Source organism: Providencia sp. PROV141 (genome assembly GCF_028481645.1).
GTDB classification, from domain to species: domain Bacteria; phylum Pseudomonadota; class Gammaproteobacteria; order Enterobacterales; family Enterobacteriaceae; genus Providencia; species Providencia rettgeri.
In genome coordinates this window covers 20,795-43,006 of record NZ_JAMPPR010000021.1, presented here as the reverse complement: position 1 = coordinate 43,006, position 22,212 = coordinate 20,795, and the positions used below count along the sequence as shown (strand labels likewise).

Here is a 22,212-nt window from a genome sequence, read left to right as displayed (position 1 = left end):
ACTTTTTTAGGGTGGGAAATGCTGTCCGTTTATAACATTAAGTCACGCGGAAAATTCCGCTTAACACCTTGTGCCCTTTTGTGTGCAACAGTGAGTTGGTCTGCGATGGTGAATGCAGCACCTATGCAACCGAAACAGGATGTTATACAAGTGACCGCATCCTCAGAGACTGATGATGACTATGTTGCACCGGGGGTGACAACACTTGGCAAAATGGCTCTTAAACCACGGGAAGTGGCGCAATCTGTTAGCGTGATTGATAGAGAGCAAATTGAAAAACAAAACCTACAAACGCTTGATGATGTAATGCAACGTGCAACAGGGGTAACCAGTGCGCCCTATGTGAAGTTAACAACGGCTTATTATGTGCGTGGCTTCCAGATTGACTCATTTGAAATTGATGGTGTGCCAGCGCTATTAGGAAACATGGCTAGTTCTCCTCAAGATATGGCGGTATATGAGCGGGTTGAAATTCTTCGTGGGTCGAACGGCCTTTTACATGGTATGGGAAACCCCGCCGCAACTGTCAATATGGTAAGAAAACATGCGCCAAAAGAAAATATGGCCAAGTTCAGTTTAAGTGCGGGAAGTTGGAATCGTTATCGTGGAGAGGTGGACGTTGGGGGATTACTGAATCAATCAGGTTCAGTGCGTGGGCGGTTTGTCATGGCATGGGAAGATAAAGACTATTTTTATGATGTTTCTGACCAACAAACACGGTTGATGTACGGTACTGTTGACATCGATATTACCCCAGATACTTTACTGCGTATGGGGGCACAATTCCAAACGATTGATTCTGTTACCAATATGGCGGGTGTTCCTTTCGGTAAAGATGGCAGTGATTTACATCTACCGCGTAAAACCTATTTAGATGTGGATTGGGACCGCTTCAAGTGGGACACCTCCCGTTCATTTGCGGGTATTGAACATAAAATCAATGATGATTGGCAATATAAGCTTAACGCAGAGTATCAACATGTAAATGCCCGATTATTGTACGCAGGAGCATGGGGAAATATCGACCCTGTAACTGGTGATGGCGCAATGTTAATGGGGGGAGCGTATAAATTCCGTAACGAACAAACCAGCTTAGATACCAGTTTAAACGGTAAAGTAGACGCATGGGGGTTAACCCATGATGTGGTTGTCGGTGCAAGTTATTCTCATGCTAGTGAAAAGCAATATAGCGCAGATTTAGACCCCGCCTTAAATGTGCCAGTGAATGTGTATCGTTGGGACCCTCACAGTGTACCAAAACCTAATGTTGGCGCTTATAGCTCCGCAGGGCCAACCAAAACGACACAAAAGGGTCTATACGGGATGGGACGTATCAAAGTGATCGAACCTGTTACTGTTATTGCGGGGGTGCGTGATAGCTGGTGGGATGTGAAAACACCAACAGCAAACTTCACTGAAAATGGCCGCCTTACTCCCTACGGTGGTGTGATTTGGGATTTTACGCCGCAATGGTCATGGTATAGCAGCTATTCAACAGTTTATCAGCCACAAACAGGGAAAACGTGGAGCGGAAAAATGCTCAAACCTGTTGAAGGGAAAACGCTTGAAACGGGTGTCAAAGGCGCACTATTCAATGGCGGATTAAATCTATCAGGTGCTATTTACCAAATTGATATTAAAAATAACCCACAAATTGACCCTGCACACCCGACCGGCGGGTTTAATAATTACTTTATCAGCGGTGGGAAAGTACGTAGTCAAGGATTTGAATTGGAAGGGATTGGCTATCTAACACCTTTCTGGGATGTATCAGTGGGTTACACCTATACGGATACCAAATATCGTGATGACAGCCAGAACAAAGGCGAGTCCTATAACACATTGACCCCGCGACATATGTTGCGAGTTTGGTCGAACTATGACTTGCCTTGGAATGAGCGCAAATGGAGCTTGGGTGGTGGTATGCAAGCTCAAAGTGCATACAGTACAAGTAACGGTAATGTGACTTTACGCCAAGGCGGTTATGCGATTTTTAACGCACGTTTAGGCTACCAAATCGATGAAACATGGACGGCAGCGGTTAATGTTAATAACTTGTTCGACCGTCGTTATTACTCAGGACTCTTCTCTCCACAATGGAATAACCGCTATGGTGATCCACGTAATGTAATGTTTACATTGAAGGCTGATTTCTAATGAAATTAGTGAGTTGCCTAGCAGTTATTGGCACGTTGATCGGTGGGATCGTGCTATCGATGTTGATAGCACGTTTTTATCCATCAGTAGATCCGCTCGAACGCTTATATGGAGCCATATTTCTAAGCGTTATCACCACGATGGGATTATTGGTTTATAACTTCAGTGCACTAAATTGGCGAAAATTATTAGTACGTAGCTATAGCTGGTGGCTATTGCCGCTTTTTTTAATGATGGCGGGGTGGGTATGAAGCATAAACCGCCTCTCACTCGTCGTTTAGACCAATTACATCGCAGTGCGGGGGCGCTATTTGGCGTTTTTCTGTTTGTGATCCTATTCACGGGGTGTTGGAGCTTAGGTAGTGATGCATTGCGGTTATGGTGGAACAATGTGCCACTCTCAGGTGAGTTATTACCACTCGAACAGCTCCTTGCGTTACAGCCAAGTGCAACCATGATCCAACTGCCTGAGCCGCATAATCCTGAGATCACTTTTTGCCAAGGTATGGGAAGATGTGAATTAAGCTATAGCGCGATTAACGGTGAATTGGTTGCCTTAAACAGCCCGACAATGTGGCTAGTAACATTACATAAAAACTTATTTATGGATTTTCCTGGGCGAGTTTTTATCAGTTTATTTGGTTTTGCATTCGCCGTTTTGTTAATCACAGGGCTAGTGATACAACGCCGCAGAATATCCACAATGGTGCGCTTGCCGCGCGTTACACACTTGAGAGTGTTTCTCCATGATTTACATAGCTGGCTTGGCCTATGGTGTTATCCGTGGCTGGTTTTATTTGCGTTTACTGGAGCATTATCAGGACTAGGGGCGCTAGGAACGGTTTCTCTTGGTGAAAGGGCTGCACCAGATAATCCACAAATTATCATGAAAACCTTGATGGGCGAGTTTAAGCCACTGAAAACACCAGTTCTCGTGGCTGAAAGCTCGATTACTGCGGCAATCAGTGCATTACAGCAAACAGTCCCTAGCTTTATACCTCAAACCTTGTTCAAGCAAGGTGATACGTGGGTGATTGGCGGTATGCGTAATGGACAGTTATCTACCTCTAACTTCGAACAATATCAATTTGATAGTAAAAAGCGCCAGTTAGTTGCAGTGCGGGATTCTGCACAGCAAGGTATTTGGACACGTGCTTTTATCGCCATCCAACCTTTGCATTATGGGCAATATCAATGGTTACCTAAAATAAGTAATACATTGAGTTATCTGCATTTTACTGCAGGGGTGAGTGGGCTGATATTGGTTTCTGTTGGCCTAGCTATGTGGTGTTGGAAAAGAAATCATAGCCTAGCGGCAAGGTTCATTGTGGGCAGTTGTGGTGGATTGCTGTTGTCCGCATGTGCACTATTAGCGGCAGTGCCATGGTTCACTGCTTTGCTACCAATACACTTTTTTTTGGGCTGGGGGATAGCCTGTATAGCGAGTTTACTCTGCAAAAATGCACAGTTGAGCTTGCAGGTATGCCTTTTATTCTCTGCTGTTTTGTTGCTATCCGTATTTATAGCCTCCTATTTGTTTAGTTCGTTGCCTTTTTCTCGTATCAATCTCGTTTTGTTATGTGGCGGAATAGGGCTTTTATGTATTTTATTCGGTTGTCGAAAATTGTCAGGCACAGCAAAACGTGCGCGGAGTGAGTATGAAAGATCTATTACAAAATAAACAGTTAGTGGTGACGTTGGGGTTACTTTATCTTGCGCAAGGGATACCGATGGGGATAGCAATGGATGCGTTGCCTACTTTTTTACGCCATGACGGAGGCGAACTGAAAGCGTTAGCATTTTTGCCATTAGTTGGTTTGCCATGGGTGGTGAAATTTTTATGGGCTTCGTTTGTTGATAACCATTGGGGGAACCGTTTAGGTCGCCGTAAAAGTTGGATTATTCCAATGCAAATTATTGTCACGATAACGATGTTCGCACTAAGCACCATCGGGTTATCGGTTGAGAATGCTTTACCCTGCATTGCATTGTTGTTTGCTGCTTCCCTTGCTAGTGCTACCCAAGATATTGCAACAGATGGTATGGCTGCGGAGCAGGTCAGTGGCACAATGTTATCAAAGATCAATGCAGTACAGATAGCAGGGGTGATGGCGGGCTTTTTTATTGGTGGCGCAGGGTTGATGATCATGAGTGAAAGTTTAGGCCAACATTTTGCTTTGGGCGTTTTAGCCTGCGTGCCGTTACTCAGTTTATTGTTTATTAGTGTGTGTCCATTAAAAACGCCATCAATAACACAGGAAATGAACGAGAAAGCGAGCCTATTAAAAACCGTAAAACGCCGTGGTGCTCCGCGTTTATTGTTATTAACTTTGCTTTCTGCGGTGACGGCTGTTTCCGGTTTTGGTTTAGCCAAACTATTCCTAAATGATGCGGGGTGGTCATTAGCGCAAATTGGTAAAATGGGCATGGCAGGGGGGGTGGTCACATTAGTACTGGGCTGTGGTGGTGGAGCGTGGTTAATCGGTAAAATCGGTGTGTGGCGCGCTTTCTCATTTGGTCTGTTATTTGCTTTGTTATCTTCGTTGTTATGGCTGTTGCAATCTGTTAATGGTGTTTCTATTTCTTTAGTTGCACTGTGTATTACATTTGGTTCGTTATCTGCGGGGATCACATCAGTTGCAATAATGACGGCTGGGATGCAATTTGCATCGCGCTATCAGCAAGCAGGAACGGATATGACTGCAGTACAAAGTACCCGTGATATTGGTGAATTAGCCAGTTCGATGATGCTTGTCGGTTTAACCGCAGTGGTAGGCTATTCCGGTGGGTTTATATTAGGGGCATTAATTGCCTTTATTGCGCTGTTAGTGACATTTTCACATTACCGCTATATGCAGCGATTAGAAACAGAGCGAGTTTAAGATAAATAGATCCGGTACTACTTTTTACGTTTCTTATTTTGTTTTTTGACTTCTTTATTCACTTTCTTTGCAATGGAATTGAAGTAGATATCTAAATAGTGTCGGTTGCTTAAAAATGAAATTAAGCAACTGGCAACGATCACCAGCCAAACAAGCTGTAACTTAATTGAGTTCTCGATACTGAAAAGGAGCAACAGTGGTATCATGACCATCATACTAATGAAAACAGAACAAAATAAAGCACCTGCAATATAGAGCGAGTACTTTTTTAAGCCGAATATATTGAGGATGATCAGGACGGCAACAGTTAAAAGTAGTGTACCGAATGTCGCAAACATAATGATAAGCCCTGCCTCTTGTTCAATGAGCCAATTCGTGAAACCAAACCAAGAGAAAGGGATACTTATCATTATAAACGCTCCTGTTTGCTATATACTCGCCATACTTCAAGTTGCAAGGGTGTTGACTACACTCAGCTAGCCGAATCACATACTCGTGTATGCTCATCGGCCTATCTTCCTTTGTCGCCTACCTGCAACTCAAATTATTTAGAGTAGAGTAGGGGGATATCTTTAAAACGAAATAATCGGGCAAAAATCAGATTAGGGAAAACATGAATATCCGTATTGTAGAGAGTGACGGTTTGGTTGAAAAACTCACGTCGGTCTGCAATTTGGTCTTCAATATGTTTTACTTGGGTTTGTAATTCCAATAGGACTGCTTTACTAATTAGTGTTGGGTAGTTTTCTGCAACCGCGATCAGTGGCTTTATTTTCGCTGGCAGTTGATTCGCAATATCGACTTTGGTTTCGATTGCGCTGCTGGATAAATAACGCTGGCGGCTGGCAATCAATTCACTAAATAGCTGCTTTTCATGTGCCATCGCTTTATCTGCAACGTGAGTTAATACTGGCACTAATTCAACTTGCTTCTTTAGCAATACATCAATATTAGCAAACGCTTTATGGCAATTGTTTTTTAAAAATACAATATTATTATAAATATTAATAAGATAGCGTATAAAAATATAGCTAATAACAGCGATGATGATGAAAAAAATAAGTTTTTCCATGTTATTCATCGCCATCAAATAATGCGATCTGGTCGAAATGCATATTTAGCTGGCCATTTTGGTAATCCATTGGGGTCACTAAAATGACACCAATCAGTAGAAGTGCAATCATGGCGGTAATGGCTAAGTTTCGACGTAATGGACCCGTTTTGTTCCAACGAACGACATAGTCCGAGGGGGAGATGCCTAATAACATATGAGGTGCTTTACGTATAATAATCGGTTCGCCTTTTTCGTTAGCGTCTGCTGTACCAATTAATAAATAACTGCGGTTTGCTTCAAGTAAATACTCTGTGTAACGGCGATTACCGCTTTCAACATCCATATGCGGCTCTAAGCCCGGGTAAACGAAATAATCAGGGTCACATTCTACCTTAACAGAGCCCGTATCATCCGTTAGGGTAAAGCTGTGCATGTTGCACTTACTACTTTGTAAGGTATAGCTTTTTTTACCGTCTTTATCTTTTGATATGGAATATTCAAAATAAAAGGAGCCATAGCAGGTTTTATTACCTAGCTGGCTTTTAATGGACGTGCCCGCCGTGATTTTCCCTTCAACTTCCACAAGTCCCATCGCCATTGAGCGTATTTTAGAGGTGGCTAAGTTTTTCTGGAATTTTAAGAAGCGCTTGGTTGGTGTATTTTCAATTGCTTTAAATACGAAGGCTAAGACAAATGCGATAAAAAATACGCGCATGTCGATAAAGAACCCAGCAAATAGGCAAGTGGCGATCAGCATTCCCACAAGGACTCTAAGAAACGCACTAAACTTTGATGAGCCTTCATTTTGTAAGCGCTGGTAACGTTGATAGGCTACTTTGCTAGAATTGACGACACTACGAGTAATAAAAAAGGTGATGACCAGTACAACGACATAATAAATGATACTGACATAATCTCGGGTAGAAGGGGACAGTGAGTCCCACATGCCACAAGCAACACTGATAAAAGGAATGATCCCCCAGTTTACTTTTTTATTTACCGAGAACTTGTTATCGATAAATAAAATGAAAGCACCAATGGCGGCTCCGAGTAAAAAATACATATTCACGCATTAATACCTTTAGGCTGACATTATTTAAACTGGACGCCTTGATATTTTTTTTCATCTTCAGAAATATCAAGTAATGGCAGTGCTGAAAAACGAAAGGCATTGGCAATTAGGCTATCAGGGAACATTTGTATGGCGGTATTGTATTCGGTTGTTGCATCGTTAAAGCCTTCGCGTCGTTGGGCTATTTTATTTTCAACGTCACTTAAAGCGATTTGTAATTGGGTAAATTGCTCACCAGAAATGAGGGTAGGATAATTTTCTGCAATGGCTACAAGGTTAACCAGTGCGCGGTTCATTTCATTCGATGCCGCAATTTTTTCATTCATATTTTGGGCATTGAAATAGCGTTGGCGCGCATCACTTAATGAGGTAAATAACGTTTTTTCATGTTCCATCGCTTTTTCTGTAATAGTGACTAGCTGCGGAATCTGCTCTGCTCTTTGCTTTAAAATAACATCAATATTGGCAAATTGATTGCTGACTTGATTACGGGTATTGATCAGGCGGTTATAGATAGAGATCCCCCAACCTATGGCCAATAAGAGTAAAACAAATACAACGATAAGTGTGATGGTCATATTGGTACCTTTTAACCCGTGATCAGTGATTTGAGTTAAAAATATAAGAGCCTTATCGCTTATGCAATCAGAAAAGAATGAAAGTGAGGTTAGAATAAAGAAAATCTGATCTTGCTTTATGACAAAATCAGATTTTACTGCTTAAACAGTGCTTAAAGGTTTATATCGACAAGGGCATGGTTCTCATAGATATTTTGTTCAAGAAAATAATCTAGGTCACACTGCAGTACATTAGCAAATATACATAGTCGATGAATCGTAAAATTCTGCGTACCGCGTTCATAACGGGAAATTTGCTGTTGGCTTAATCCCGACTTTTTCCCTAAAGTGTGTGCTGTCCAGCCCATTTGTAAGCGGCGCTTACGAAGTTGTAGTCCTATATAGGTGTTTGAAATTTCAGTTTGATATATTCTCATAATACTGTCCTGATTAATATAACACTACTTGAGTGAAAATAAGGTTTATTTATGTTTTTTTATACGTTATTTTTTTCTAAGCTAATTGAACTCGATACTCGAATTGCTATGCTTTCGTTATGATAACTACCCTGTGCATAAAAAGATTTTTCTCCATTAAATAGAAATAAACCAATAATAAAAACGCCCAATCCAATAATAAATATAATAAAGCTGAATAAATAAGAGAGTTGCTTATTAATATAAAATAGGGATTGTTCTTCTAATGCGAAAGCGGCATCTGAGAATGATAGAAATAATATGACGATCCCCCAATGTAATACGGAAAGTAAAAAAGGGTATTCAACATGATTATGTATAATAATAGGGGTTATTGATAGAATGATTGCCAATGGGTAACCATTTCCGTTAATTTTATATTTTATAAAAGATTGAAATACGACATAGATACCTCCGGTTAATAATAAAGATAAAAATATCAAATTAGTGAAACCTCCAGTCATCAGCCAGAGTAATATTTCATTATGTGGATGAGGAACAATATACATTTTAGGGCTGAAAAAAGGAATTGCTGTTCTTTCATAACTATTTTCAAATAAAAAAGACTGCTCCCATGCATCATAAGGTTTCTCTAAGAATAAAGTAATAGAAAAACGCAACATTTGTTTTAAATGGAATTGGTTCATAATGTCAGTTGCAATGTACTGAGGGCATAGCCTTATTAGATAAATTCCAATGAAAATTGCTACAGCAATAATAAAATAGCTAGAGCTAACACGTAGAGGGTTTTTCTTGTAAAAAAGGCAAATAAAAATAAATGCACAAACAGTAAAGCTTAGCCAAGCAATAACAGACTGCAGAACAACTAAAGTTAATGTGAAAAATAAAATACAAGTTCCAAGTAATACAACCCTAATTTTTTCATAGCGTTCAGATAATAACGAAAATTGTGATAATACAAGAGTCATTAGAGATAATAAGCATGCAGCCGCCATGTTAACTGATAATATATTGACTTGTTGTGATAATCCATTTGACCTCATACCAGAGGCAAGATAAAAAATATCGGCTTCAAATATATATTGATATGCAGTGATAAAGGCTTGAGCTACACTAATAGTGATATAACAGTAAATACAAAATGATTGTATTAACCATTTTTTTCTCACTTGTAACCCTGCAATATAGAGTAATACGCCAACAGTAATACCAGAACAATACCAAAAATCAATGCTATTATTTTCTCCCTGATAAGATATTAACCCCATCATTAGAATGGCTAAAGAGAAACAGTAGCAAATAGCAGGTAATGTAATGATTATTTTAATTTTCCGATAGAAAACAGTAAATGCAATAATAGATATTGTCAAGGAAATAGATAACCAACTAATAATGTTTTGTGGTAATGATTGTCTTAGGCTTCCTAGGCTATCGATATAAATAAGACTAGCAAGGTGCCAAACAATAAAGATACCAATAAATAGTGCGCGGGATATTATTATCATAGTACAATTACCGCTAAATTAAATAAATGTGGCGATTAACCAAGCATTACCTTTGTAGTCTCCTGGTTCGGCGTCATAACCAGAAACTTTACTTTCAATCATAATGTTTTTTACTTTATCAATTGTTGTTTCAAATGTTTTTCCACTTTGATTATTTTGTTCATCATAAATTGTAAGCTCAGAATAAATAGTATTATTTCCTGATTTTAAAGGGAGTCTTTTTTGTGGATCGCTGTCTGTGGCATAGTCTAAAGTTAATTTTACTTTAACTGGCTGCACTCTATCGCATGTATAGGTAACAGTACGAGTTTCTTTACTATTAAATTCATAAGCATCCAATGTTTTGTGATCAATATTTAAATTATCAATACTAGAACGGCAATTTGATGGATAATTGATAACCGATGTTGTGAGGTCTAATTTAACGGTGGCTTTATCAATAGGTACATAAATATCTGGTGTTCCATAGTCTTGGAATAATCGTGTATAACCTGCGATCATTGCATTTGGAATAACAATTTTTCCATCAACAGGAATATCTTTGACATAAACTCTAACGGTAAAAGGAAAATGGACAGTAAAAAATGATGTTGCTAATGGCCCCATTTCTTCATTAGAACATCCTCTCCCTGAAATATTTCGCCAGCCACTGGTTATTCCATTCTCAGAATAAAGAGTAAAAAATGTATTGTTGTTTATTTTATATGCGGTCAGCCCACCAATAGTAAAGCCTGCCTCTGGCATATAAGCAAAGACACGGTGATAGGCGTAGCTCCAAGAAAGACCAGCGGAATAATTACCTTGTAAGAAGTTCACAGTACAATATACAGAGCCATAAGGCTGAGATGTGCTTTCATTAATAACAATACCGGAGCTATTTGCTGGAGCGATTAAAAAATATTTATTGTTATCACTTCCAATTGCTGGGGTGTTAGAAACAACGGAGTTGTTAGATACTAAGCTCATTTTATAACCACCACCACTTCCTGAATAGCGGGTCGCACTATAGGAATTTAAGCTAACTAAGAGGAGTAACAAAAGTAATGGTGAATATATTTTTATATTTTTCATAAAGACTTCCCAATATTACAGATAATCAACCATCACTGATAAAGCGGCACTAAACGGCCCTGCAGTGAGATTTTCAATAGCTTGATTAGTGACTAATTGTGATTGGATAACAACTTTCCCTGTATCACCACTTACGGATGGAGCAATCCTTTCCCATTTATTAAGGTTGAGCGCATTACTTTTATTTTCTTCTGAAAAACGAATTCCCAATCCATTAATAGAGGTCGCAAGCACGGTTTCATTGTTTATTATCAGAGTGCTTCCTTCTCTAGGTGATAGGTAAACTTGTAAATTTTTTCGAAGTTCACATTGTTTAATGAGAATACCAAAGGACTGCTTTTCTTCAGTTAGTCTATCTAGCGCTACCTCTCGAAAATTAATGACTAATTCTTTTTCACCATTTTCTGCAGTAAGTACACATGGCGGTCGAACCAATTTAGCAGAAAGAGAAATTAGTACATCCGCTTGAGTACCTAAGGAAACTAATAAGCTAATTAAAGGGAATGAAAAACAAATGAATTTCATTTCAATTCTCCTTATTGATAATCAAGATTAAAAGTAACAGTTGAGGAAAACCCCCCTGTTTTTAAACGAGTACTAAAGGGTTTTTGAGCATAAACACCAAATAAAAGTGTATTAACGGATCCTTTACCTGATTCAGTAACTGTGCTGACATCAATTGTTGTATTAAGCGCCAGTTCTTTACCACGACTATCAGTCAGAGCTAATAAAACATTAGATTCACCTGTGGTTTTTAAATAATTAATACCATTATGTGTTTCAATATTTTGGGTGTTTAACGTTATTTTGATCGTTTTATTCAAAGCCATTGCAGAACAGTCCATGATATCCAATTTAAATGGCTGCATATCTGAACGTCCTAATGTTTCGATTGAAGAAAAGCGTAGCCCAGAAAGATATATTTTTTTTTGTGTATCATCATCACTCAGTCGACAGCCAAGCGGCACTAGCACACCCTCAAAGTAAACGGTTAGGCTATTGGCAAAGCTGGTATTCCATGTTAGGAATAAAAAGCTAAATAATAATGTTGAGTATCTAGTCATAATTTATCTCCACACGTTGCATCTTATTACTAGCAGGAATAGAGAATAAAATGGTGTTATTGCGTAGTGGTTGTGTTAGCACATATTGGTTATTGCCTAATTTCAGTGTAAACGGTACCCAAGCTTGCTTTTGTATTGACTTGCTACAATGAGAAAAATGCATTTCCACGCTATAGGTTGCTGCAATTAAAGTACTTTCATTTAATTTTAATGAGATATTAGGTAGACAAGGAGCAGTAACAATACGCGCATTGACATATATTGTGCCTGTTGTCACAGGCACAGCAGATTCAGCAAAAATAGGTATAGCAAAAGCCCATAGTGCTAGGTAATTCAATTTCATTGTTCTGCTCCTATCTATTTTTTACTCATTATTCCGTCACACTGCACTTTGAAGCTTGGCATTTGAAAGCAAGTGAAGGCTTTCCACCATAATCATTGATATATGTAAGATAAGGTGTTGAAAATTTGGAGGATTTAATCGGTTGATTAGATTTTGGTGGTACCATAACCGCGTCAAAATCACTTTCTTCAGATTGTTTTTGGCTGTTCCCTAAACCAATTACAGTTAAATAAAATGGTGTTGGATTATTTAATGTATAGCCCGATGATGTTGTTGTTAATGTTATATGTTTCGTCCAATCTGTTTTGCTTTGTGCAACAATGTTTTCAGGGCGATAAAATAGTTTTACACGGCTCTGTAATGCAATTTGCAACACACCCGCTTCTGATGATTTAGGCGGGATTTCACGCAGGTTGTAATAAAACAGGGATTCCCTGTCTTGCGGTAACTTTGTAATGTCAGGTGCGGTGCTTAGGCGAACTAGGCTAGTTGATTTGGGCTCCATGCGCTGAATCGGCGGAGTGGCAATAATAGGGCCTGTTTCCAATTTTTGTTCTAACGCATTTTCCAGCCACGACTGGGCTAAATAAGGTAGCTCAGGGTTATCATTACGGATCGTAATATTAATAGACGACTGATTTCCATCGAAAATTATACGAGTACGATCAAGTGTAACCGCGGCATTCGTAACAGAAATTACGCTCATAGTCAGCGTGAATACGCTAGTAAGTAATAAAAAAGGGGAATTCAATTTCATCTTAGTTCTCTTATTAACGGCAAATAATAGTTGGGTAAATCTCCTGAGGATTAATCACGTCAGGCACACGGGCACTACACTGGTGTTTATTTCCCCAATAGAGATTGAGTAAGTCTTTAGGTTGGATACCAACAATCCACGTAATACCTTGTTCACCAACAATTCCGAGTTCAATATTGTTGCTATTACGTACACTAGCGCCAAAAGGTGGATAAGTGTCATCAGCCAGTTTTAAGCGAGCAAACGTTTTTTCACCTTGAATAACGTTGAGGCGACGATATCCGATTGCTCCACGAGTCAAAGTCGCATCGGTGACAGTCTCTAATGCTTCAACATCTTTTGGTAATTTACTGGTATTAATAGATGCACTGGTTTTCCGATAACTACTCACATTTGGCAATACAGCGAGTCCAAAGTGATTAGTTTGATAAACGCCACCACTCAGAGGAACGTTAGCTGCTCCAGGTGTTTCTACAACGAGTCGAGTACCGCCATAAGCGGCTTGGTGCATGGCAATACCTTCTTTAATTAAGGTAATCCCACCATTAATTGATCCCCCAACACTGTGATATTCGTTCGGGACATAACTTGCGTTTCCTGAAATAGAGGCATAAGGAAGATTTTGGTTTAAATAACCACTAAAGCTGGTTTGGTCATCCTGATGGCTTCCTGTTTGATAACCGACATTTAAGTTATAATTGCGCTGCTCACTGTATCCGCTATAGCCGATATTATGTGTTGAGCTGTGTTGACCATTTTGGTTTCGGGTATAACCTTCAGAAAAGCTGATGCTACTTCCTTGACTTAAAGGAATAGTGAAATATAAGCTGATCGCATCATCTTGATATCCTGCTCTTTTTGAACGAGTTGCAGACGCTGTCAGGTTAATATTTTTGAGCCCAATAGCCGCCCAATTTAAAAGAGTACTTAGGTATAAGCTGTATTGTTCTTCTGTTTCACTATTCCAATAAGTATTATATTGATAGTTTCCACCCAATGAGAAATCATCAAAATATTTATTAATATTAACTTGATAGCTTTCTTTTTGAGCTTGACTTTCATTACCCGTACGTCGTTCATCCAACGTTTGTTGCAAAGAGCGATAGGTTTCATCAGAGAAACGATACCCTGCGAATGTAATGTCAGTTCTGGCTTCATCAAATGATTTTGAATAACTAAGTCGATAACTTCGGCCAGTTAATGTTTTATCAAGTAATTGAGCATGTGACTGAGTCGCATCGAACGAAAGGCTACCGAATGAAAACAGGTCACGGCCAAAGCCTGCTGAAAATGCCTGATAATTTTTTGATAAAACGGATCCCCCATAGATAGACCAAAAGTTATTTAACCCGTAAGAGAGTTCTCCCGACGCAGTTAAATCACCTTCGAGCTGGCGGCCATTAAAACGCGGTTTACCCGCTGCAAATTTATAGCGGATTTGCCCTGGTCTCGTTAAGTAGGGTAATGCTGCAGTGGTAATGCTAAATTGTTGCTCTTCACCATTTTCTTCTCGCACAGTCACATCTAATGTTCCACGAATGGAACTATCTAGTGTCTGGATACGAAAGGGGCCAGCAGGTACGGTTGTTTCTAAAACTATACGGTTATGGCTTTTGACAATAACCGTGGCATTAGTTTGAGCAATACCAATAATCTCTGGTGCATAACCCGTTAATTTAGGGGGCATCATATTTTCATCGGTTTCAAGAGATACCCCGGTGTACTGCCAAGAATCAAAAATAGCAGAATAAAAGTAGTTCTCACCTAACGTTAAAATAGATGCAATAGATTTTATTGAGCGATATGCAAATAATCGGCTAAATGTGGCATCACTATATTGGTTTTCGAAACTTCCTGTCGATTTTCGGTAGTTTGCTTGGTAATCACCGCGTAAACGCCATGCACCAAAGTTAAGCCCTGTTGTTCCGTTAGCAGAAAGGTACGATTCTCGTGAACCTGAATTCCGACGCGTTAAAGAACCTGTTAGGTTGTAATCTAATAAAAATCCATTTACACCTTCTTCCCAACGTGAAGGAGGAACCCAACTTGGATCGGTATATTCTAAATAGCTTTGTGGAATTAAAATGGATAGCGTTAATGTTGATAAATCTACATTTAATGAAGCACCTTCAAGCGGAGATAAATCAAGGCATTTACCCTCATCACGATATTTAATTAATTTAATTGCGTCTGGAGTAAGCCCTAAACGATCAAGAATATTAACGGGAACACAAACGGTATCGAATAAATTATTGTTTTGGGATTGTGGCGCTATCACAGTGATATCTTGCGCACTACCCATACTCTCATTATTGACTTTGAGGGTTAAATGATAAATACCAGGCATGATAAATCCAGCCTGAGAAAATTGGCTAAAGTCAATATTTTGAGTGTCTTCCGTATCTAACATATCGGTATTAAATTCGACAGCATAGGCTAACGAAGAGATTGACGATACAAAAGAAGTCACAATGATGTAAGAGTAAATATTAAATTTAACCATGATTTTTTCATCAAATTAATTATGAGTTTATTTACTAATCGTAAGTAACGTTGAATTTAATTGTGGTAAAGTAATCGCCAGGTGTAATTTCGTTATTACTTGCACCCAATTCTGTTTCATATTTTAAAAAGCTCTCTTTACTTTTTTTATCAAAATAAACATAGTTATTAGAAATAGAATAGAGCTTATTTGGTATTAATAAATTATTGTTAATATCGTATATATATAGAACAATCCCAGGCTTAGGGCCTGATAGTTTTATTGCATTAGAATACGTATCTTGTGGTGCAAAAAAACGAATTTTAATACCTTTATGATTACTGCTATCATATTCACTAATACAGTTATTTAATTTTATATAGAAAGGTTTTCGCATTAATTTTTCATCTTCTATATTATCTATACTATAGTTAGAAATATAATCGTAATTTATATATTGATATTGACTATCAGTTTCAATTGAACAAGGTGCCGCAACGATATAACCTTGCATTACTGTTTCACCTCGAAGACCATCTTGAATATGTCCAAGGTTAGAGCTAGTCGCATTAGAGTTAATCGAGCTAAATAATAAGGCAATCCATAGATAAGTATTTTTTTTCATAATGAGCCTTTTATGGGGAGAGAATTCTCTCCCCTAAAAAAATTACTCGTATGTGATTTTAAAATCAGCAATAGAACTAAATTCACCTTCGGTAACGGGTGTTGTACCATCAACACGTTTAGCTAATGCAGTAAATTCTAAAACGTTTTCACCTTGTTTATTACGAATTTGATTCATAACAGATTTGGCTTCATCAAATTTGAAATCTTTGATTTGAATACCGATATTTGAAGCTGTACCAGTAGTCCCTAAGAATTCTTTATCAGTACCGACATAGTTTTTACCACCAAAGGTAATTTTAATATCTTTAACAGCAACCCACTTACCTTCAGTGTCTTTGCTAAACTCATCAAAATTACATTCTTTTAATTTAATTGCGATATCTTTCTCTGCTGCATTACCTGCTTCTAAAGATGCACGAGAAAGTTGACCGAATGGAACTTCTTGTTTTGTGCTCTCTGATTCAATATTACATGGAGCATTAACAACTTGACCGCTGAAATGTAATTCACCGCTATTACCACTAGCAAAGATAGAAGTTGAAATAGCAGAAGTAGCGAATAAAACAGCAATAGAAAGTTTATTTAATTTCATATCTTACATCCTTAAAAATAAGTAAATATTTGATCCCTAGTAAGCCTTTATATAAGTACTGGCATAGGAATAAAGTTCAGTATCCATCAATGGATTTTCAAATGTCCTAATCACAGAACGCTTAACATAATCGTTTTTAGCGTGGGTCATTTCGACGGGGGAAATCTTATCCTTCTCAGGTGTAAAGTGGAATAAAATTCTTTAATTTTAATTAAATTCAAAGTTATAGTTTGGTATTTAGTTTTTTTTAATGTCTATTAATGTTTTTATGCTAATTTAATTTGCTATGAAATGTTTAATGTTTGTGCTTTTAAGGTGTTTTAAGGTTGAAGATGTTTAGAAATAAAAAAATGCATCAAAATATCAATATTTGATGCATCTTTTGTGGTTTTTTTTGAATTTACAGAGTGCAAATAAAAAGTGGAGAGAAATTTTCTTCAAAAATATAACTTGTATCGGTTAATTTTTTTATTTTTAAAAAATAAAGTTGATTCATTTCAGGGACTCCTCGAATATTGATTTTTCCTTGAGCCTGATCACCTGGGTCTATAAATATATTGTCAACACGTAAAAAAAAATGGTCGCCTAAGTATTCATGTTTCATCAGAAATTTTCGTGAAATAGTATAGTTTTTACCATTTTCATTAATGCTTCCATTCATGATGAACGTATGTTGGTCAGGTTTGTTTTCATTAGGAATAACACTTAGTAGGTAAAATCCTTTTAAGGTAGAACGATGGTCAGAGATATTTATTTTTAAAGTTGTCTGACAATCGGGAATAACAGGAGTATTAATTATGTGATGAACATATAAGCTAATAAAAACCAAAATTATAGAGATAATGGACAAGAAAAGCATTCTTAGTGATAATTTATTTGACATAAAAATTCTCACAGCTCACAGTTGCACTCTCTTTCGGTACTGTTGGGCAATAGGACAAAAATAGGAAATTGTCATATAAATTTTTATCATTCGCGACGATACCAACATTATAATAAAAAACAGTTGCTGGCTTTTTACAATCAAGGTTTAATTTCGTGAGTTCATTTTGAATTGTCGCAAAGCTGATGGTTGTTGTATCGGGTTTATGGTAACTATTAATGTAGCGGATACTGCATTGATCGATACGACCAACTTCAGGATATTCTGTTCGGTTTGCAAAGAAATAACTTTTAAATAGGTATAATAAGCAAAAAATAATGAGTCCAATAAGTGAAATTTCAACATACCGGTTATTCAGCATGTAGTTTTTTTTATTTTCGCTTGCTTGGGGGGGAGTCCCTTCGGGTACTTTTGATGAAGAACCTAGTTCAACCTCAGTAGTAAGCAATTCTTTGTCATTATTATCCTTTATTTCCTCACGCTCATTCTCAATTTTCAGGTCAGCAGAAAACTTAATCCCAACTTTAGGTACTGTTGTGATAATTTCTTCATCAGAAAAGGAAGATAAATGGCGTCGTAGTACAGACACACTACTATTCAGGTTATTATCAGAGACGACTTGGTTATGTTCCTCCCAAACCCTGCGTAATATTGTTTCTCGGTCAACGATATCATGGTTGTTTTGCACTAAGACTAATAACAAGCGATTTAGCGTGGTCGTTAGCTTTAAGGCATCATTAATATCGTCGGTATATAACAGCCCCTGATGACTGTCATAATTAATATGATTATTAATCAAATAGTTCATTTTTAGATTGATTGTATTTATAGGAAAAATATTTATATTATTTGAGTTTATACCTGTTATTTATGTTATGTCAATTAAGCATATTTAGTGTAATTCTAAAAATCGTTAAAAATCATATGGTTGGCTTTTGGTTTACGCATGTTATGTTTAAAGGTGGGAGGCTAAAGGAGTATTTGTTTTTTTCAGAAAAACACTATCCTTTAAAAATTATACGAAATAACTAATAATTTATATGCGTAAAAAATTTCAGACTGAAACATTTTATGAGGAGTAAGTCTGTTGCTAGCTATTATTTTGACTAAACGATGAGATATAAAAAAATAGCCTCAAATATAAGAGGCTATTTAATATAAATACTTTACCAATTAAGCGGTTGGCTCAAGTATTTGGTGCATAACAGGATGGAATTTACGTTTAAAGTAAACGAGACCATGCCCAGTATCGTTAACAATGATTTGTTTCATTTCAACCATGTAGACAGAGTGCGTACCAATATCTTGCACTTGTGTAATCTCACCTTCTAAATTAGCAAGAGAACCTTTTAGTTGAGGTTGTTGTAAGAGACCTTTTTCCCACACATTCCAGCTAAAACGCTCTTCCATTGTGGAACCTTTCATCCCAGCAAAATGGCACGCTAACTCTTCTTGGTCATGGCTCAGTACGTTCACGCACAGGCGGCCATTCTTTTGAAAAACCGCATTCATTGCACTGTTGCGGTTGACACAGACCATCAAAGTGGGTGGCGTATCTGTAACTGAACAGACTGCGGTGGCTGTAATTCCACAGCGACCTTCAGCCCCATCCGTGGTGACGATATTGACTGCTGCACCAAGACTTGCCATCGCATCTCTGAAACGCAGGCGATGTTCATTTTCTAAAGACATTTTGACCTCCTGCTGCCGATTATTTCAGCAGCGAATCTAACTGATTAATATCATTGTTGTTATGCAGGTGTGGACGTTTCCATCCATGTTGATCGTAATCTGATAAGCAGCGATCAACCATATCCGTCATGGCTTTCATATTGCCAGAACCTTGTGCATGACGCAGACATTGCAGACGAATTTCGTCTTGGCTTCCTGCATAGTTAATTTCATACAGTTCATGGCGCCCACCAAACTCACTACCAATCGCATCCCACATTAATTTAAGGATCTTGATGCGTTCAACGTGATCCATTCCGTTCGAACCGCGAACATATTTCGCTAAATACTTATCAATTTCTGGATTATTCATATCACGAACGCTTGATGGCAGATAAATCAAACCACTTGTTACGTTACTTTCAATGATATTCTTGATTTTGGTGTAAGCCATTGGTGCCATAACTCGATAAGTTTGGATAGCTTGGGTATCCGGTAAGAATGCACCGCCTTCCCAGGCTTTGGCTTCAGAAGTCATTGCGTCAGTCAAGGACCAGAACAGGTTACGCCACGCAACCACTTCACCTAAATCTGCTTGTACACCACGGAAATCAATAACACCTGTACATTCTAAACTTTTTTGTAACAATCCGGTAATGAAGTCTAATTTAACCGCTAAGCGGACACAAGCTTGTAATGGGAATAAACGTGCGAATCCACCTTGAACAGCCCAATTACGTGCACGGTCAAAGTCACGGTAGATCAGGACGTTTTCCCATGGAATTAACACGTGATCCATCACCAAGATGGCATCATTTTCATCGAAACGGCTTGAAAGCGGGTAATCAAATGGTGCGCCTGTTGCGCCAGCCACTAATTCATAAGATGCACGTGAGATTAATTTCACACCGTCTGCGTCCATTGGGGCAACAAACATCAGGGCAAAATCAGGGTTATTTCCCATTACTTGTGCAGAGCCAAAACCAATAAAGTTATAGTGTGTTAATGCGGAGTTGGTCGCAACGACTTTAGCACCACTGACGATAATCCCTGCATCTGTTTCTTTTTCGAGTTTGATATAAACATCTTTCACTTCATCAGCGGGCTTATGACGATCAATCGGTGGGTTAACGATCGCATGGTTAAAGTACAGACCGCTTTCTTGAATGCGTTTGTACCAATTGCGCGCGTTATCTGCAAATTGGCCATAATATTCAGGGTTCGCACCTAAACAGCTGGCGAATGCCGCCTTATAGTCTGGAGTGCGTCCCATCCATCCGTAGCTCTGGCGTGACCAATCTGCGATGGCATCACGCTGTTGGCGTAATTCTTCTGGGCTGGTTGCGAAACGGAAGAATTTGTGAGTGTATCCACCGTTACCTGTGTCGGTGTTCCAGCAAAGTTGGTCATGAGTTGTTTTATCATGAAGCGCATCATATAACTGTCCTATTGAAGCTGCGGAGTTACGAAAAGCTGGATGAGTAGTGACATCTTTCACACGCTCGCCATAAATATAGATTTCACGGCCATCTTGTAGGCTTTTTAAGTATTCTTGGCTATTAAAAGGTCGTTTAGCATCTGAACGAAAATCTTCTGGTTTCATGTCTACCTCGTTATCTCACAATGAGGGCTTGCATTGATAGGGTATAAAGGTTGCAAGCGAATATGTTAATTTTATGTTTATTTTGTGTTTCTTAATTGAATCGCTTTACGAGGGAGTTTTAAAGAGATTTTCTAAAGGTTCGCTGGTACTTTTCGTTGAAAGTTATTCTTTGTGAAAGAAATGTGATCACTTCGATGTTTTGATATTAATATAATACTTAAAATTATATATAAGATATTGATTATTATTTAATAATAAAACCATTTCTATATTAACATTAAATTTATTTTTGTTTTAAATTGTTCTTTTTTTAATCTTTGCGTTCACTTTTGGTTAAGCATTGTTGGTATTTTTACAAAGTTAAAACGAAATTTATAAAATATCAAAAATGTTTTTAAAGTGTAACGTAATTTAAGAGCTTAACAGTTTATCAAGATAGACTAGAAGAGGATTTGCTATACAGCTAAGGAGCTATTGATGATTTTTTCTCAGAAATAAGAATGAAATCACTAAGGCTCCTTATTAATGAAGGTTTTGTTCTCGCCATAGGCTAGGAGAGCATCCGACTAATCGGTTAAAAAACCGAGCAAAATAGGCGGGGTCTTTGAAACCGAGCTGGTAGGCAATCTCTGAAACAGGGCTATCGGAAAACAGTAACATCCGCTTCGCTTCTCGCAATATTCTGTCAAAAATTAACCTTTTCGGTGGCCGGTTAGCGAACCGCCGGCACATATCTTTAAGGCGTGACTCTGTGACATCAAGTTTTTTGGCATATTCAGGCACTGCGAGGTGTTCATGATAGTGTAAGTCAATAAGCTGATTAAACCGCTGGAATAGGCGGTGTTCGCCTCTAACCCCTGTTGTTGGGTGCTCATCAAGTGGAATAGAGCGCAGTAGAAAAGTAAATAGCGCTTGGGCTAAAGAGGCAAGAACTTGGTCTTTTCCTGTATGGTTATAAGCCGATTCACGAGCCATTAACGCCCAGTAATGGTTAAAGGTATCGATATCATCAGGCTTATCGGCAACAGATAAACAAATAGCAGGAATATCGACCAAATCTGGATTGGCAGGGTACAGTGAGTCAAGAAGCGGGGTGATCAGGTCTTGCCGTACGGTGAGTACGTGGCCGTCAGTGTCTTCTTGAGTGAAAAATGCATGTGCAACCGAAGGGGGCGTAAGAATAAATAGCGGGGCTTGAACAGAATAGCGTGACTCATCGAGCTGCAAAGTAATATGGCCAGTAACCAAATAGTGCAACTGAAAGAAACCATCATGGCGATGAGCTTGCATGTCGCGACCAAAGAAGGCGGCCATGTTGCCAAAGGTTTGGTAGTGGACGTCGTCGGTGCCTTGGGTTTCGTCGTAGTCTGTACTGATGTCGATATTGGTAATTAAAGTTGAGTTACCCTTCATTCTTCGGCTCGCAGCGTTGTTGGCCTCACAAGCCAACCCTAG

At 38.4% G+C, this 22,212-nt stretch carries 23 protein-coding genes; 4 read left to right on the top strand and 19 right to left on the bottom strand.

All coding sequences use genetic code 11. The annotated features are described in order from the left end of the window. Positions 1 to 18 precede the first annotated feature (18 nt). The 4 genes from PSF09_RS14370 to PSF09_RS14355 are packed head-to-tail and all read left to right on the top strand — an operon-like array spanning position 19 to position 5,039. Entirely contained in the window at positions 19 to 2,157 is a 2,139-nt protein-coding gene (locus tag PSF09_RS14370) for a TonB-dependent siderophore receptor (RefSeq protein ID WP_272684062.1), read from the top strand. After that, positions 2,157 to 2,408, top strand: coding sequence for a hypothetical protein (locus PSF09_RS14365; RefSeq protein ID WP_272665546.1), 252 nt, complete (start codon positions 2,157 to 2,159; stop codon positions 2,406 to 2,408). Before PSF09_RS14370 ends, PSF09_RS14365 begins: the two co-directional genes overlap by 1 nt. Continuing rightward, positions 2,405 to 3,838: a PepSY-associated TM helix domain-containing protein gene (locus PSF09_RS14360; RefSeq protein WP_272684061.1), complete on the top strand. Its 1,434-nt coding sequence runs from the start codon at positions 2,405 to 2,407 to the stop codon at positions 3,836 to 3,838. The genes PSF09_RS14365 and PSF09_RS14360 overlap by 4 nt, the downstream gene beginning before the upstream one ends. Further along, entirely contained in the window at positions 3,816 to 5,039 is a 1,224-nt protein-coding gene (locus PSF09_RS14355) for a RhtX/FptX family siderophore transporter (RefSeq protein ID WP_272684060.1), read from the top strand. Before PSF09_RS14360 ends, PSF09_RS14355 begins: the two co-directional genes overlap by 23 nt. A 17-nt stretch (positions 5,040 to 5,056) precedes the next feature. Here the strand turns inward: PSF09_RS14355 and PSF09_RS14350 are convergent, their stop codons facing one another. From PSF09_RS14350 to hpaA, 19 genes are all read right to left on the bottom strand, one after another. Then, a complete protein-coding gene (locus PSF09_RS14350) occupies positions 5,057 to 5,449 on the bottom strand; it encodes a hypothetical protein (protein WP_272684059.1) in 393 nt (130 codons plus the stop codon). Between the two features lie 134 nt (positions 5,450 to 5,583). Beyond that, positions 5,584 to 6,111: a LemA family protein gene (locus PSF09_RS14345; protein ID WP_272684058.1), complete on the bottom strand. Its 528-nt coding sequence runs from the start codon at positions 6,109 to 6,111 to the stop codon at positions 5,584 to 5,586. Position 6,112: 1 nt separating this feature from the next. Further along, a complete protein-coding gene (locus tag PSF09_RS14340; protein ID WP_272684077.1) occupies positions 6,113 to 7,156 on the bottom strand; it encodes a hypothetical protein in 1,044 nt (347 codons plus the stop codon). A 29-nt stretch (positions 7,157 to 7,185) separates the two neighbouring features. Continuing rightward, positions 7,186 to 7,743, bottom strand: a complete 558-nt coding sequence (locus PSF09_RS14335) for a LemA family protein (RefSeq protein ID WP_272684057.1) — start codon at positions 7,741 to 7,743, stop codon at positions 7,186 to 7,188. Between the two features lie 152 nt (positions 7,744 to 7,895). After that, the gene (locus tag PSF09_RS14330) at positions 7,896 to 8,159 is read right to left on the bottom strand and encodes a helix-turn-helix domain-containing protein (protein ID WP_210838562.1); all 264 of its coding nucleotides are present in this window, start codon (positions 8,157 to 8,159) and stop codon (positions 7,896 to 7,898) included. 59 nt (positions 8,160 to 8,218) lie between these two features. Further along, complete coding sequence (locus PSF09_RS14325; RefSeq protein WP_272684056.1) at positions 8,219 to 9,664, bottom strand: O-antigen ligase domain-containing protein; 1,446 nt, start codon at positions 9,662 to 9,664, stop codon at positions 8,219 to 8,221. A gap of 18 nt (positions 9,665 to 9,682) precedes the next feature. Further along, positions 9,683 to 10,735: an adhesin gene (locus PSF09_RS14320; RefSeq protein WP_272665542.1), complete on the bottom strand. Its 1,053-nt coding sequence runs from the start codon at positions 10,733 to 10,735 to the stop codon at positions 9,683 to 9,685. 15 nt (positions 10,736 to 10,750) lie between these two features. Then, a complete protein-coding gene (locus PSF09_RS14315; RefSeq protein WP_272665541.1) occupies positions 10,751 to 11,260 on the bottom strand; it encodes a fimbrial protein in 510 nt (169 codons plus the stop codon). Positions 11,261 to 11,271: 11 nt separating this feature from the next. Continuing rightward, complete coding sequence (locus PSF09_RS14310) at positions 11,272 to 11,799, bottom strand: fimbrial protein (protein WP_210838555.1); 528 nt, start codon at positions 11,797 to 11,799, stop codon at positions 11,272 to 11,274. Beyond that, positions 11,792 to 12,142 (bottom strand): hypothetical protein, encoded by a 351-nt coding sequence (locus PSF09_RS14305; protein ID WP_210838553.1) that lies wholly within the window; start codon positions 12,140 to 12,142, stop codon positions 11,792 to 11,794. Before PSF09_RS14305 ends, PSF09_RS14310 begins: the two co-directional genes overlap by 8 nt. Before the next feature lie 28 nt (positions 12,143 to 12,170). Further along, positions 12,171 to 12,899: a fimbria/pilus periplasmic chaperone gene (locus PSF09_RS14300; protein ID WP_419182216.1), complete on the bottom strand. Its 729-nt coding sequence runs from the start codon at positions 12,897 to 12,899 to the stop codon at positions 12,171 to 12,173. A 13-nt stretch (positions 12,900 to 12,912) separates the two neighbouring features. Beyond that, positions 12,913 to 15,402, bottom strand: a complete 2,490-nt coding sequence (locus PSF09_RS14295; protein ID WP_272665539.1) for a fimbria/pilus outer membrane usher protein — start codon at positions 15,400 to 15,402, stop codon at positions 12,913 to 12,915. Positions 15,403 to 15,436: 34 nt separating this feature from the next. Continuing rightward, positions 15,437 to 16,006 carry a fimbrial protein gene (locus tag PSF09_RS14290; RefSeq protein WP_272665538.1) on the bottom strand — a complete coding sequence of 190 codons (570 nt, stop codon included), beginning with the start codon at positions 16,004 to 16,006 and terminating at the stop codon, positions 15,437 to 15,439. Between the two features lie 42 nt (positions 16,007 to 16,048). Next, a complete protein-coding gene (locus PSF09_RS14285; protein WP_109911932.1) occupies positions 16,049 to 16,600 on the bottom strand; it encodes a fimbrial protein in 552 nt (183 codons plus the stop codon). Between the two features lie 400 nt (positions 16,601 to 17,000). Further along, positions 17,001 to 17,483: a FidL-like protein gene (locus PSF09_RS14280; protein WP_210836943.1), complete on the bottom strand. Its 483-nt coding sequence runs from the start codon at positions 17,481 to 17,483 to the stop codon at positions 17,001 to 17,003. Continuing rightward, positions 17,473 to 18,291 (bottom strand): winged helix-turn-helix domain-containing protein, encoded by an 819-nt coding sequence (locus PSF09_RS14275; RefSeq protein ID WP_210836942.1) that lies wholly within the window; start codon positions 18,289 to 18,291, stop codon positions 17,473 to 17,475. The genes PSF09_RS14280 and PSF09_RS14275 overlap by 11 nt, the downstream gene beginning before the upstream one ends. Positions 18,292 to 18,656: 365 nt before the next feature. After that, entirely contained in the window at positions 18,657 to 19,175 is a 519-nt protein-coding gene (hpaC, locus tag PSF09_RS14270; protein ID WP_210836940.1) for a 4-hydroxyphenylacetate 3-monooxygenase, reductase component, read from the bottom strand. A gap of 19 nt (positions 19,176 to 19,194) precedes the next feature. Beyond that, positions 19,195 to 20,757, bottom strand: a complete 1,563-nt coding sequence (hpaB, locus tag PSF09_RS14265) for a 4-hydroxyphenylacetate 3-monooxygenase, oxygenase component (RefSeq protein WP_004914324.1) — start codon at positions 20,755 to 20,757, stop codon at positions 19,195 to 19,197. A gap of 522 nt (positions 20,758 to 21,279) precedes the next feature. Next, the gene (gene hpaA, locus PSF09_RS14260) at positions 21,280 to 22,170 is read right to left on the bottom strand and encodes a 4-hydroxyphenylacetate catabolism regulatory protein HpaA (protein ID WP_272665536.1); all 891 of its coding nucleotides are present in this window, start codon (positions 22,168 to 22,170) and stop codon (positions 21,280 to 21,282) included. Between the last annotated feature and the right edge of the window lie 42 nt (positions 22,171 to 22,212).